Origin of the sequence: Halosimplex aquaticum, assembly GCF_028747785.1 — an archaeon.
Classification (GTDB): domain Archaea; phylum Halobacteriota; class Halobacteria; order Halobacteriales; family Haloarculaceae; genus Halosimplex; species Halosimplex aquaticum.
On the sequence record NZ_CP118158.1, the window covers coordinates 54,417 to 66,951 of the forward strand.

Consider the following 12,535-nt stretch of genomic DNA (forward strand, 5'->3'; position numbering starts at 1 on the left):
TGCTGTTATGGGTTGCGCTCGGAGGCGGTCAGGTTCGTCTCGACGAAGACGCCGTCGGGCGCGCGCTCCGGGAGATACGCCGCCTCGCCGCCGCAGGAGCGGGCGCCCCGGCAGAGTTCGACTCGCGGCGTGAGCGCGCGGACGCGTCCGTCGGACGCGTCGACCGGCAGGTCGAAGCGGTAGGTGAAGCTCCCGCCCGGGCCGTAGTCGACGAAGGCGCTCAGTCGGACCGTCTCGCGCCCCGAGACGGACAGCGTCTCGTTCGACGGCGCGCCGGGGCCGGCGAGTCGGACCGTCCCGTCGGAGAGCCGGAGTTCGACGCTCGCGGCGTCGGTCGTCCGACCGGCGACGTGGTAGGCGCTCCCCTCGTCGGTCCCGAGCCTGAACGTGACCGCGTCGGCGCCGGCGGGGACGCCGACCGTCGCGTTCATCGCGAGCGCCGACCCGGAGACGTCCGCGACCCGCTGGAGCCGCGCGGCCCGCGGTGACCCGTCGAACGGCGCCCACGGTCCCCGGTAGACGTACCGGTACAGCGTCCGGTTCGGGAAGGCGTCGGCCGTCTCGAACGGCCTGTCGCCGATCGCGTAGACGGCCCGCCCGTCGTACCCGGGGTCGTTCCGGAGCGCCTGGAACGGGTGGTTCAGCCAGTCGCCGTACGGGTCGGGCAGGAGGACGACCGAGTTCGCGGGGGGTCCGCCCTCGAAGGGCTCGTAGGCGGTCTCGTAGGTCTCGGTCACCTCCGCGTTGCGCTCGATCCGTCCCTCCGCGTTCCCGACGGTGACCGCACCCACGACGCCTGCAGTGACGAGCAGCACGGCGGCGAACCCGACGCGAGCGGCCCGCGCGTCGAACTCCGGCCTGTCGGCGAGCGCGTCGCGGACGACCCTCGCGAGCGCGAGGGCGCCCACAGCGGCGAAGGTCGCGGTCGGGAGGAGCAGGTCGAAGTGGTAGTACGGGCCGAGCGCGGCGATCAGGCCGTCGCCGGCCCGGTCGAGGTCGCCGAGCACGTTGAAGTTCCCCCAGAAGTAGACGTTCCCGGCCGGGACCGTCAGAAACAGGCCCGCGAGAGGTGCCTGTCTGGCGCCGAGTCCGCGGCGGACCGCGACCGCGAGGCCGCCCGCCGCGAGCGCCGCGCCGACGAGGCCGCCGGCGATCCACTCGCCGAAGAACTGCCAGAGGACGCGCCCGTTGGCGCGGAGCGCGAGCGTCGGCGTGTACTCGATCCCGTGGTCGAGGATGCGCCGCTCGCCGAAACCGAGGCCGTCGAGGGGCGCGAACGCCTCGTAGGGGAAGACGATCGGCGACCCGGTCGTGACCGCGTTGTATCCCAGGGCGACCGCGACGCCGAGGAGACCGAGGGCCGCGGTCGTCGCCTGCCGCGACAGGGTCCCGCGGAAGTCGCGCCGGAGCGTCCAGAGCGCGTGTGCGACGAACGGGGACGCGAACAGGACGGCCGTATACGGCCGCGAGAAGAACGCCAGTCCGACGGCAGCGCCGGCCGCGGCAGCCCATCGGAGGTCGCCCGTCCGGTCCGCGCGCAGGTAGCAGTACGCGAAGCACAGGTTCAGGAGCGTCGTCGGGGCGTACGGCAGGAACACCGACGAGTTGAGGACGAACAGCGGGGAGGCGAGTACGAACAGGGCGGCGACGAGCGCCGTCGGGCGGTCGAAGGCCTCGCGGACGACGCCGGCGACCAGCGCGAGGTTGCCCGCGGCGACGCCGACGAGCGCGAGGCGGTACCCCCCTGCCAGCTTCCCGAGCGCGAACATCACCGCGGGGAGGGGCGCGTACTTGGGGTAGAGGCCGCGCTCGCTCTCGACGAAGAACCAGGGGCGGAACACCCCCTCGACGGGCGGGCGCAGGAACAGTCGTCCCTCCAGCAGCATCGCCGCCTGCTGGAGGTAGACGCCCTCGTCGTGGTTGAGCGAGTGGTACGGAAAGACCCGGTTCGCGACGAGCCAGACGACGACGGCGCCCAGCAGGGCGACGGCGGCCGTGCCGACGGTCGCTGTGCGCCGGCGCATCTCACTCCGCGGGGAACCAGGCCAGCGGGTGGTCGACGCGGAGGTCGACCCTGACGCGCCGGTCGAGCGCGAGGTCGTCCGCGTGGTTGTGCTCGCAGTACACCACGTCGCCGCCGTCGAGTTCGACCTGGTAGACGAACGACGGCCCCGTGTACCGTCGGTGGACGATCTCGCCGTTGCCCGAATCCGTGTCGCCGTCGGCGCCCGAACTCGCGTCGCGGTCGGCCGGATCCGCGTCGGCGGGCGTCGCCACGAGGTCGTCCGGCCGGACCATCACGTCGATGGTCGCGCCGTCGTACTCCGGGCCGAGGCCCTCGATGACGTCGGCGGGGAGCGTCCCGAGGTCGGTCTCGACCGCGCCGGAGGCGAGTTCGCCCGAGACGAAGCCGGCCCGGCCGAGGAACTCCGCGACGAAGCGCGATTCGGGCTGTTCGAAGACGACCTCGGGCCGGCCGACCTGCTCGACGCCGCCGTCGTGGACGACCGCCACGCGGTCGCTGATCGAGAGGGCCTCCTCCTGGTCGTGCGTGACCGAGACGGCCGTCACGCCCGTCTCCTTGATGATGTCCCGGACCTCCTCGCGCATCTCCGTCCGCAGGCTCACGTCGAGATTCGAGAACGGCTCGTCGAGCAGGAGGACGTCCGGCTCGGGCGCCAGCGAGCGGGCGAGCGCGACGCGCTGGCGCTGGCCGCCCGAGAGGTCGTCGGGGCTGTGCTCGCCGTACGACGGGAGGTTCACCAGGGCGAGCAGTTCCTCGACACGGGCTTCGCGCTCGTCGGCAGGCCAGTGTTCGATGCCGAAGGCGACGTTCTCCGCGACGGTGAGGTGCGGGAACAGCGCGAACGACTGGAAGACGAGGCCGACGTCCCGCTCGTCCGGCGCGACGAAGGTCTCGGGACCGGCGACCGCCTCGCCGTCGACGCGGATCGACCCACTGTCTGGCCGGTCGAGGCCGGCCAGCAGTCGAAGCGTTGTGGTCTTCCCGCAGCCCGACGGACCGAGCAGGGTGAGCAACTCCCCCTCGTAGACCGAGAGCGAGAGGTCGTCGACCGCCCGCTCGGCGCCGAACGCGCGCGTCACGCCGTCGAGTTCGAGCACGGGGTCGCCGCGCTCGCGGTCGGGCTCGACGCGTTCGTTCGCCGCCGATGGGACAGTGCGTTCGATCATCGTCGGGGGAATCTAGCCGATTAGTTGTCTTCCTGTGCCAAAAGCACCGCCATCGAGAGCCCGGAGACGAGGACGAGCACGAACGCCGGGATCGCCGCCTGCCCGTACATGCCCGCCTCCTCGGCGCGCCAGATGAACGTCACCAGCGTGTCGAACCCGAGCGGCCGCAGCAGCAGCGTCGCCGGCAGCTCCTTCATCGACGTGAGGAAGACGAGCGCGGCGCCCGTCACGATCCCGGGGAGGATGAGCGGCAGCGTCACGGCCCGGAAGGCCCCGGCCCGCGACCGGCCGAGCGTCCGCGCCGCCTCGACGAGGCGCCCGTCGACCTGCATCGTCGACGTCCGGATGGAGCCGATGGCCTGGGGCATGAAGCGGACGACGTAGGCGAACACGAGCAGCGGGATCGACTTGTACAGCAGTTCGGGCGCGACGTCGAGGCTGAAGCTCACCAGCGCGATGGCGAGCACGATGCCCGGCGTCGCGTACCCGACGTACGGCGCTCTGGCGACCAGCGAGGCGAACCGCGAGTCGGCGGTGGCCGCCCGGATCGCGATGGGGAGCGCGACCAGTATCGACGCGCCCGCCGCGAGCAGGGAGACCTTCACCGAGTTCCAGCCGTACGACCACGAGAACGTCAGCTGGGCGAACTCGTACCCGGGGCCGCCGCGGACCAGCCACAGGCCGAAGATCCCGATGGGGAGCACCAGCGCGAGCACGGCGACCAGCGCCGGGAAGGCCATCGCGGGAAAGCGCCACAGCCCGAGATCGAGTTCGGCGGCGCCGCGGTTGCCCCGGCTGGCGTACGCGCCCGAGTCGTCGGCGCCGATCCGCGACTCGGCCGCCAGGACGACGCCGGTCACGGCCAGCAGTTGCAGCGAGAGCAACGCGGCGTACCCGCCCATGTGGGCGTTGTGGCGGCTGTAGATGAACTGCGTGAACACCTCGAGGTTCATGAAGTTCGGCGTCCCGAAGTCCGCGAGCGCGTACAGCGCGACCAGCAGCGCGCCGGCGGCGACGCCGGGGAGGATCTGCGGGAGCGTCACCCGGCGGAACGCCGCCAGTCTGCCGCAGTTGAGCGTCCGCGCGGCCTCGACGAGCGACGCGTCGAGCGAGAGCAGCGAGGCGCGCGTCGTGAGGAAGACGTAGGGATACGTGTACAGCGTCAGCACGACGGCGGCGCCGGCGAACCCCTCGACCGTCGGGAGCGGGACGCCGAGCGCCTCCGAGAGCGGACCGGTCGGCCCGAACGCCGAGATGACCGCGAAGGCGCCGAGGTAGCTCGGGACCGCCAGCGGCAACGCGACGAGGACCGTCCAGAAGCGCCTGAACGGGATCGCCGCCTGCACGGTGAGGACAGCGAGCGGCACGCCCACGAGGACGCTGGCACCGGTCACGACGGTCACGAGCGCGACGCTGCGGCCGAGGACGGCGAGCGTCTCCGAGTCGAGCGTGAGTTCGAGCGCGCGCCAGCCGAGGCCCGCGGCGTCGAGGACGAGCCAGCCGAGCGGAAGCAGGAGCGTGACGACGATCGCGAGCGCGAGCGCGGCGTAGCCGCTGTCGACCGCACCTGCGCCCAGGCGGGTCGACCGCTGGATCCGGGACCCGCCGCGCTCGCGATTGCGCATCGGTTACAGGACGTCCGCCTCCCGCATGAGCTGGAGGGTCGGTTCGAGGTCGGCCAGTTTCGCGAGGTCGAGGTCCGGCGGGCTGAGCTCGTCGACCGTCGGCAGGCCGCCGACGGGCTCGACGCCCGGGATCATCGGGTAGGCGAAGCTCACCGTCGCGAAGAACTCCTGGGCCTCCGCCGAGAGGAGGTGACGCACGAAGTTCGCGGCCAGATCCGCCTTGGGGGTGCCCTTGACGGTCAGCGCGCCCGCGACGTTGACGAGCGCGCCGGCGTCGCCCTCCGTGAACGCCAGATCGATAGGCGCGTCGGGGCGCTGGTTCTTGACGCGCATCGCGTAGTAGTGGTTCGCGAAGCCGGCGTCGATCGCCCCGTCGGCGACCTGCTGGGAAACGACGTACTCGTTACCGAAGCGCTCGATACCGGCGTCTTGCATGTCCGTGAGCCACTGTTTCGTGGCCTCTTTCCCCTCGGTGAGCCGCATCGCGGTGACGAACGACTTGAACGCGCCGTAGGTCGGCGCCCAGCCCATCGAGTCCTGGAGCGCGTCCGCGTTCGGGAACTCCGCGACCTTCGACGGGACGTCGCTGGCGCTCAGCTTGTCGGTGTTGTACGGGACGGCCCGCGCCCGGCCGGCGACGCCGACCCAGGCGTTGTCCGACCCGCGGAAGCCCGACGGGACGGGGTCGACCGCCTCGTCCGGGAGCGGGTCGTAGGCGCCCTCGTTGGCGACGTAGCCGAGCGAACTGGCGTCGATGGACCAGAAGACGTCGGCCTGGGGCGACCCGGCGTTGACCTCGTCGACGATGGTCTGAGCGAGCGAGGCCGACCCCGCGTCGGAGGAGAAGACGGTGAAGTCGGGGTAGATCTCCTGGAGCATCTCGACGAACTGGTAGTAGATACCGCCCTCGCCGCCGCCGATGTAGAGGTTGAGTTCGCCCGAGAGGTCCGGCAGGTCCTGGATCGACGTGCCCTCGGGTGCGGGCCGCCCGGAGGCGAGCGTCCCCGACCCGCGGAACTCCGTGAGCGAGGGGATCTCGACGCTCCCGACCTGGTCCGTCCCGCCGGTGCCGTCACCGCCGTCACTGCCCTCGTCCCCGTCGCCCGCGTCGGTGTCCGTTCCCGAACCCGGGGCGCCCTGACAGCCCGCCACGCCGACTGCGGTCCCGGCCGCGAGAGTCTTCAGCAGTCGACGCCGCCCGTACCGCGCGTGCTCCGTCATGTGTTTTAGGCTACCCTAAAGAAACAAAAACCTCCCGATATCGAGCGGATTCAGTCGTCGGTCGCGGCGACGCTCCGCTCGGCCTCCGGCGCGTCGAGCGCGTCGAGACAGGCGAGCCAGTCGCGCATGTGCTCGCCGACGTAGTTGAGGAACTCGCCGTTCTCGTAGTCGAACTCCCCGTCGGCGAGCGCGTCCGCGATGGCCGCGAAGACGCCGGCGAAGCCGTCGGCGCCCCCGCCGACGCCGTCCGCGACCTCCCAGACGTGCTCGTTGAGTTCCAGGCCGGGGACCTCGTTGGTGAGGTCGCCGAACGTCGAGCGCGGCGCCTTGTTGTGCTCGCACAGCGGCGCGCCGTTATATATCTGCTTTCCGAGCACGTCGCAGGCGCGCTTGAGGAAGACCCCGCTCCAGATGTCGTCGAAGCGGCCCACGTCCCACGGGTTGTCGTCCATCGGGAGCTGGTAGAACGCGGGGATCACCTCGCGCCGGAAGGCCAGATTCATCGAGCACACGGTGAGGTAGTCGCCCGCGGCGGCCACGAAGTCCTCCCCGTAGTCGTCGGCCGTGAGGCGGGTCTGGGCCTGGCCCTGGAGGTCGCCGTCCATGAGGATCCGGACGGCGTCGAGGTCGGGTACGTTCGTCCACAGCCCCTGCGACGCGACCACGTCGTCGACTTCCGTCGTTCGGGTCTCGACGGTCTCGCCCATCGCGCTGTAGGGGTAGCCGCGCGGGTAGAGTTCGTGGTCGTCGACGTTCTGGTAGAGGACGTTCACCCAGCGCTCGTCCGAGGAGACCTCGGTGATCTCCCCCTCGAACGCGAGGTTGTCGAGGTGGCGCCCGAAGAAGTCGTACTCGTCGTGTGGCAGCGTGTCGTCGTCGATGAAGACGCCGTACTCGTAGTCGCCGGCCCACATGTACAGCAGGCCGAAACTCGTCTCGGCGTGGCTCGCAGCGGGGACGACGTGCTCGTACTCCGCCACGCCGTGGTCGCGGTACCACTGCTCGCGGCGGGACCCGTCGAACACCTCGCCGGAGAGTCCCTCGTCGTCGAGCATGTCCCGCATCGCCTCCGTCTCGCAGAAGTCCTCGGTGACGAGAACGACGTACAGCCGGTCGAGGTCGAATCCGTGTTCGCGCGCGTTCTCGGCGTAGGCCCTGACGCACTCGTATTCGCGTATCGTCGGCACCACGACGCAGATGTCCCCTGTCATCGGTCTCGTACTGTCACTTGTTTAGGTCGCCCTAAAGAGCCTGTCGTTGTCGGTTCCCCGCCGTCCCGCGGCGGTCTCCGCTCCCGTAATTACCTACGAAGGCACCGAAACATGTCCGGGAACCGTCGTCAGTTCCCGGATCGGGAAGGACGCGCCCGCACTCAGCGTCCCAGTTCACGTACGGGTACCTCGGCGCCTGGAGAGGACGCGTAGCTTATGAAAAGTAATTAAGGGGAACTATTATCCCGTTTCCGGGGGCCACTGTAGAACATGAGAACGCACCGACGCGAGGGGGGGTGTTCCCCATGAATCTGGACGGCCAGACCTGTCTCGTCACGGGGAGTTCCCGGGGTATCGGGAAGGGCATCGCGGAGGACCTCGCGGACCGCGGCGCCGACGTGGTGGTCAACTACCGCTCGTCGGCGGCGGAGGCGGAGGCCGTCGTCGAGTCCATCGAGGACGACGGCGGCACGGCGGTCGCCGCCCAGGCGGACGTGTCGGACTTCGACGACGTGCAGGCGATGGGCGAGGAGATCCACGACGCGTTCGGCTCGCTCGACGTGCTCGTCAACAACGCCGGGATCACCGTCGACAAGAAGTTCGAGAACATGAGCCGCGACGACTGGGAGGCCGTCATCGACGTCAACCTCGGCGGCGTCTACAACTGCACGAAGACCTTCTTCGACGACATCAAGCAGTCGCGCCACGGCCGGCTCATCAACATCTCGTCGGTCGTCGGCCAGCAGGGCAACTACGGCCAGGCCAACTACGCGACGACGAAGTCGGGCCTGTTCGGGTTCACGCGGACGCTCGCGCTGGAGATGGCCTCCTCGGGATCGACGGCCAACTGCATCGCGCCGGGGTTCGTCGCGACCGACATGCTGGACGAAGTGCCCGAGCGCGTCCAGGAGAAGATCCTGCGGGACATCCCGCTCAACCGCTTCGCGACCGTCGAGGACATCTGCGGGATCGTCTCGTTCGTCGCCAGCGAGGAGTCGAGTTATATGACAGGGCAGGTTATCGGCGTCAACGGCGGCATGGAGTGGTGAGATGAGCAGCGAAGAGACAGACGACGCGACGGACGGGACGGGTACAGCAGCGGGCGGCGACGCGACCGACGACGAGTCGCCGCTCGAAGAGCTCCGCCGACGCCGCGAGGAGTCGCGCATGGGCGGCGGCGAGGTGCGCATCGAACGCCAGCACGCTCGCGGGAAGATGACCGCCCATGAGCGCGTCGAGTACCTCCTCGACGACGGCACCTTCACCGAGATCGACGCCTTCGTCGAACACCGGGCGACCTCCTTCGGGATGGACGAGAAGGAGTTCCCCGGCGACGCGGTCGTCACGGGCTACGGCGACGTCAACGGCCGGAAGGTGTTCGTCTTCGCCCACGACTTCACGGTCCTGGGCGGATCGGTCGGCGAGGTCGTCGCCGAGAAGATATGCAAGGTGATGGACCGGGCGACCGACGCCGGCGTACCGGTCGTCGGCCTCAACGACTCCGGCGGCGCGCGCATCCAGGAGGGCGTCGACTCTCTCGTTGGGTTCGCCAAGATCTTCGAGCGCAACACGAAGGCCTCGGGGATGATCCCCCAGATATCGGCGATCATGGGGCCCTGTGCCGGCGGCGCGACCTACTCGCCGGCGCTGACGGACTTCACGTTCATGGTCCAGGACACCTCGCACATGTTCATCACCGGCCCGGACGTCATCGAGACGGTCACCGGCGAGCAGGTGTCCAAGGAGGAACTCGGCGGCGCCGGCTCGCACTCCACGAAGTCAGGCGTCGCGCACTTCGCCTGCCAGGACGAGGAGGAGGCGCTGGACAACATCCGACGGCTGCTCTCGTACCTGCCGCAGAACAACATGGAGGACCCGCCGCGGGTGTCGTCGTGGGACGACCCCGACCGGGAACTCGACGGGATCACCGACATCGTGCCCGAAGCGCCGCGCAAGCCCTACGACATGACGAAGGTGATCGACCGCGTGGTCGACGAGGACTCCTTCTTCGAGGTCCACGAGAACTGGGCGCGCAACGTCGTCGTCGGCTTCGCCCGGATGGACGGCCGCGTCGTCGGCGTCGTCGCCAACCAGCCCCGCGTCAGCGCGGGGACGCTAGACATCGACGCCTCCGAGAAGGCCGCACGGTTCGTCCGGACCTGCGACTCGTTCAACGTCCCCATCGTGACGCTCGTCGACGTGCCGGGGTTCATGCCCGGCACCGACCAGGAGCACAACGGCATCATCCGCCGGGGCGCGAAGCTCATCTACGCCTACGCCGAGGCGACGGTCCCCCTGCTGTCTGTCGTCGTCCGGAAGGCGTACGGCGGCGCCTACATCGTCATGTCCTCGAAGTACCTCGGCTCGGACGTGAACTACGCCTGGCCCGCGTCGGAGATGGCGGTGCTCGGGCCCCGCGGCGCGGTGAACATCCTCTACCGGAAGGAGCTCCAGCAGGCCGAGGACACCGACGCGCGCCGCCAGGAGCTGATGGACGAGTTCCGCGAGGAGTTCGCCCACCCCTACGGCCCCGCCAAGCGCGGGTACCTCGACGACGTGATCGAACCGAAGGACACGCGCAAGCGTCTCATCCGGGACCTGGAGATGCTGGAGCGCAAGCGCGAGGACAGCCCGCCGAAAGACCACGGCAACATCCCACTGTAATGGCCGAAGCAGAGCTCTCAGACGGAGGTCCGGAGGCGTCGAACGAGTCGACCGAGGGCGACGAGACGGTGACGGTCGCGCTCGGCGACGCCGAGGTGTCCGTGTCGATCCCGGCCGACGCAGACGAGGCGGAAGCGGCGGCCATCGCGTCCGCGGTGGGCGCCCACCTCCACGACCGGCAGGTCGCTGCGGCCGCGGCGGCCGCCGAGAACGACGAGCCCGACAGGGTCGACGCGTGGAAACTGGCGAGCCGGATGAAGTCCCGCGGGCGGAGTCGCTGGCCGAAAGACGTGCGACGGGGCGAGGAGTGGAAGGCGGCGGCGCGGTCGTTCTACTGAGCGAGGCGGTCGCCGGGGCGCCGACTCAGGCCCCGCCGGGGGCCTCACCGTAACACCCACATTACCGCCCTTCGAGGTGTCTACCATGACAGTCGCAGTGATCGGCGCGTCGATGACGAAGTTCGGTCAGCGCGACGCCTGGATCCGCGAGCTGATCGCCCAGGCGGGCGAGGCCGCGCTCGAGGACGCCGGGATAACCCCCGACGACGTCGAGCACCTGTACGTCTCGAACATGGCCAGCGGCGAGTTCGAGGGCCAGGGCGGGATCATGAACGCCCTCGCTCACGACCTGGGGCTCATGCCCGCCTACAGCGAGCGGGTCGACCAGACCTCGTCGTCGGGCGGCGCCGGCATCTACGAGGCCTGGCAGTCGATCGCCTCCGGCGCGAGCGACATGACGCTGCTCGTCGGCGGCGAGAAGATGACCCACCGGTCGACGGCCGAGGCGACCGACATCATCGCCTCGATCACCCACCCCGCCGAGTACAAGCACGGGCTCACCCTGCCCTCGTTCGCCGGGATGACCGCGCGCCACTACCTCGAACGCTTCGACGCCCCGCGCGAGTCGCTGGCGAAGGTCGCCGTCAAAAACCACAAGAACGGCGTCGACAACCCGCACGCGCAGTTCCAGAAGGAGATCGACGTCGAGACCGCACTGGAGAGCCCCATCGTCGCCGACCCGCTTCGGCTGTACGACTTCTGTCCGATCACCGACGGCAGTTCCGGTCTCGTGTTCACCACCGAGGAGCGAGCGCAGGAGATCACCGACGACTACGCCGTGATCTCGGGCATCGCCGGCGCGACGGACACCCACGTCGTCCACGAGCGCGACGACCCCACGGTGATGGGCGGCGTCGTCGACTCAAGCGACCAGGCCTACGAGATGGCCGGCATCGGCCCGGAGGACGTCGACGTCGCGGAACTGCACGACATGTTCACCATCCTGGAGTTCCTCCAGATGGAGGGCTGTGGCTTCGCCGAGCACGGCGAGGCGTGGAAGCAGATGGACGAGGGCCGCACCGAGAGGGACGGCGAACTGCCGATCAACACCTCGGGCGGACTGAAGTCGAAGGGCCACCCGCTCGGCGCGAGCGGGGTCGCACAGGGCTACGAGATATACAAGCAGCTCGTCGGCGAGGCGGGACCGCGACAGGTCGAGGCCGACACCGGACTGGCCTGCAACGTCGGCGGGTTCGGGAACTGCGTCATCACCACCATCATGGAGGCAGGACAATGAGTTTCGACGCCCACGTCTGCGAGAACGGCCACGTCACGTACCCCGGGCACACGCTCTGTCCGGACTGTGGCGCGAAACAGACCGAGACGCTCGACCTGGCCGACCGCACCGGCGAGGTCGTCACGTGGACCAAGAGCACGGCGACGCCGCCGGGCGTCCGCGAGCCGAACACGCTCGCGATCGTGGAGTTCGACCTCTCCGGGGAGGACCTGACCGACGAGTACGTCCGCGCAGTCGGGCAGGTCACCACCGAGGAGGTCGAGACCGGCGACCCGGTCGAACCGGTCTACGCCGAACAGCTCCGCGACCCCGAGGCCGGTATCAAAGTCCCCGAGAGTCAGGACTGGGACGGCTACCGGTTCGAACCGGTGTAACCGTCGAGAGACCGCTTTTCGACTGTCTCTGCGTCGTGCCCCCCAGAGACCGGTGGAGCGTCGATCGGCTTGCCGGGAGTGAACTTGCCGGGAGCGAACTGTCGGCACCCGGGGCCGCGAGCGTTCGACAGATCGGGATCAGTCGGCCGTGGTGACGGGTGCGGGACCCGAGTCCTCGACGGACTCGTCCCCGTTCGTCCCGGCGAGCGTGGACAACCCATCCGCTACCGAGTGGTACTCCTCGCCGTCGGCGTGCGGGTAGACGGCGGCGAGGTCGCCGTCGTCGTAGACGGCGAGCGAGATAGCTGGGAAGACGATCCACTCGCCCTTCTCGCCGGTGTCCATCGCGTAGCACTCCCGGGTCTGGAACGACGGGCGCAGGGACACCCCGCGGTCGCGTGCCCACTGCGTGAACGCCAGGTACCGATCGCGAGCATCTACGGAGGTCGGGTTCTCACGGCGAATTCGCTTCGGGCTGTCGGACACGTCGAACCCGTCGATACGGCCCGCCGTTTCGAGGTCTCGGAGCCTCGCGCGAAGTCGCGCTCGCTGGCGCGCCGCGGGTTCCGGGAGCGTCTCCCGGACGGACAGTTCGGCGCGCAGATCCCCCTCTCGCTCGGTCGGCGTCATGGCTACCCGAACGCATGCGCCACTACATAATAAATCATTATAT

The 12,535-nt window shown here is 69.6% G+C and carries 11 protein-coding genes; 5 read left to right on the forward strand and 6 right to left on the reverse strand.

Going from position 1 to position 12,535, the window contains the following annotated elements; translation table 11 throughout:
• Positions 1–5 precede the first annotated feature (5 nt).
• Genes PSC72_RS00320 through PSC72_RS00340 form a run of 5 tightly spaced genes read right to left on the reverse strand, consistent with a single transcriptional unit; the run spans position 6 to position 7,249 of the window.
• Entirely contained in the window at positions 6–2,024 is a 2,019-nt protein-coding gene (locus tag PSC72_RS00320) for an ArnT family glycosyltransferase (RefSeq protein ID WP_274323909.1), read from the reverse strand.
• A gap of 1 nt (position 2,025) precedes the next feature.
• Positions 2,026–3,192, reverse strand: coding sequence for an ABC transporter ATP-binding protein (locus PSC72_RS00325; protein ID WP_274323910.1), 1,167 nt, complete (start codon positions 3,190–3,192; stop codon positions 2,026–2,028).
• 20 nt (positions 3,193–3,212) lie between these two features.
• Entirely contained in the window at positions 3,213–4,817 is a 1,605-nt protein-coding gene (locus tag PSC72_RS00330; RefSeq protein WP_274323911.1) for an ABC transporter permease, read from the reverse strand.
• A gap of 3 nt (positions 4,818–4,820) precedes the next feature.
• Positions 4,821–6,038 (reverse strand): extracellular solute-binding protein, encoded by a 1,218-nt coding sequence (locus PSC72_RS00335; protein WP_274323912.1) that lies wholly within the window; start codon positions 6,036–6,038, stop codon positions 4,821–4,823.
• Positions 6,039–6,088: 50 nt separating this feature from the next.
• Positions 6,089–7,249, reverse strand: coding sequence for an alpha-1 4-glucan-protein synthase (locus PSC72_RS00340; RefSeq protein WP_274323913.1), 1,161 nt, complete (start codon positions 7,247–7,249; stop codon positions 6,089–6,091).
• A gap of 305 nt (positions 7,250–7,554) precedes the next feature.
• On the opposite strand from PSC72_RS00340, the gene fabG reads away from it, so the two are divergent.
• The 5 genes from fabG (at position 7,555) to PSC72_RS00365 (ending at position 11,862) form a co-directional block, all read left to right on the forward strand.
• Entirely contained in the window at positions 7,555–8,298 is a 744-nt protein-coding gene (gene fabG / locus PSC72_RS00345; protein WP_274323914.1) for a 3-oxoacyl-[acyl-carrier-protein] reductase, read from the forward strand.
• Position 8,299: 1 nt separating this feature from the next.
• Positions 8,300–9,913, forward strand: coding sequence for an acyl-CoA carboxylase subunit beta (locus tag PSC72_RS00350; protein ID WP_382260943.1), 1,614 nt, complete (start codon positions 8,300–8,302; stop codon positions 9,911–9,913).
• Positions 9,913–10,251 carry a hypothetical protein gene (locus PSC72_RS00355; RefSeq protein WP_274323915.1) on the forward strand — a complete coding sequence of 113 codons (339 nt, stop codon included), beginning with the start codon at positions 9,913–9,915 and terminating at the stop codon, positions 10,249–10,251. Before PSC72_RS00350 ends, PSC72_RS00355 begins: the two co-directional genes overlap by 1 nt.
• 85 nt (positions 10,252–10,336) lie before the next feature.
• Positions 10,337–11,488, forward strand: a complete 1,152-nt coding sequence (locus tag PSC72_RS00360) for a thiolase family protein (protein ID WP_274323916.1) — start codon at positions 10,337–10,339, stop codon at positions 11,486–11,488.
• Positions 11,485–11,862 (forward strand): Zn-ribbon domain-containing OB-fold protein, encoded by a 378-nt coding sequence (locus PSC72_RS00365; RefSeq protein WP_274323917.1) that lies wholly within the window; start codon positions 11,485–11,487, stop codon positions 11,860–11,862. Before PSC72_RS00360 ends, PSC72_RS00365 begins: the two co-directional genes overlap by 4 nt.
• A 138-nt stretch (positions 11,863–12,000) precedes the next feature.
• Here PSC72_RS00365 and PSC72_RS00370 read toward each other — a convergent pair whose 3' ends face one another.
• The gene (locus PSC72_RS00370; RefSeq protein WP_274323918.1) at positions 12,001–12,492 is read right to left on the reverse strand and encodes an HTH domain-containing protein; all 492 of its coding nucleotides are present in this window, start codon (positions 12,490–12,492) and stop codon (positions 12,001–12,003) included.
• Between the last annotated feature and the right edge of the window lie 43 nt (positions 12,493–12,535).

What these genes read in the sequence shown, in the direction of transcription:
- PSC72_RS00320 (WP_274323909.1), bottom strand. Translation starts at nt 2,024, where the DNA reads ATGCGCCGGCGCACAGCGACCGTCGGCACGGCCGCCGTCGCCCTGCTG.
- PSC72_RS00325 (WP_274323910.1), bottom strand. Translation starts at nt 3,192, where the DNA reads ATGATCGAACGCACTGTCCCATCGGCGGCGAACGAACGCGTCGAGCCC.
- PSC72_RS00330 (WP_274323911.1), bottom strand. Translation starts at nt 4,817, where the DNA reads ATGCGCAATCGCGAGCGCGGCGGGTCCCGGATCCAGCGGTCGACCCGC.
- PSC72_RS00335 (WP_274323912.1), bottom strand. Translation starts at nt 6,038, where the DNA reads ATGACGGAGCACGCGCGGTACGGGCGGCGTCGACTGCTGAAGACTCTC.
- PSC72_RS00340 (WP_274323913.1), bottom strand. Translation starts at nt 7,249, where the DNA reads ATGACAGGGGACATCTGCGTCGTGGTGCCGACGATACGCGAATACGAG.
- fabG (WP_274323914.1), top strand. Translation starts at nt 7,555, where the DNA reads ATGAATCTGGACGGCCAGACCTGTCTCGTCACGGGGAGTTCCCGGGGT.
- PSC72_RS00350 (WP_382260943.1), top strand. Translation starts at nt 8,300, where the DNA reads ATGAGCAGCGAAGAGACAGACGACGCGACGGACGGGACGGGTACAGCA.
- PSC72_RS00355 (WP_274323915.1), top strand. Translation starts at nt 9,913, where the DNA reads ATGGCCGAAGCAGAGCTCTCAGACGGAGGTCCGGAGGCGTCGAACGAG.
- PSC72_RS00360 (WP_274323916.1), top strand. Translation starts at nt 10,337, where the DNA reads ATGACAGTCGCAGTGATCGGCGCGTCGATGACGAAGTTCGGTCAGCGC.
- PSC72_RS00365 (WP_274323917.1), top strand. Translation starts at nt 11,485, where the DNA reads ATGAGTTTCGACGCCCACGTCTGCGAGAACGGCCACGTCACGTACCCC.
- PSC72_RS00370 (WP_274323918.1), bottom strand. Translation starts at nt 12,492, where the DNA reads ATGACGCCGACCGAGCGAGAGGGGGATCTGCGCGCCGAACTGTCCGTC.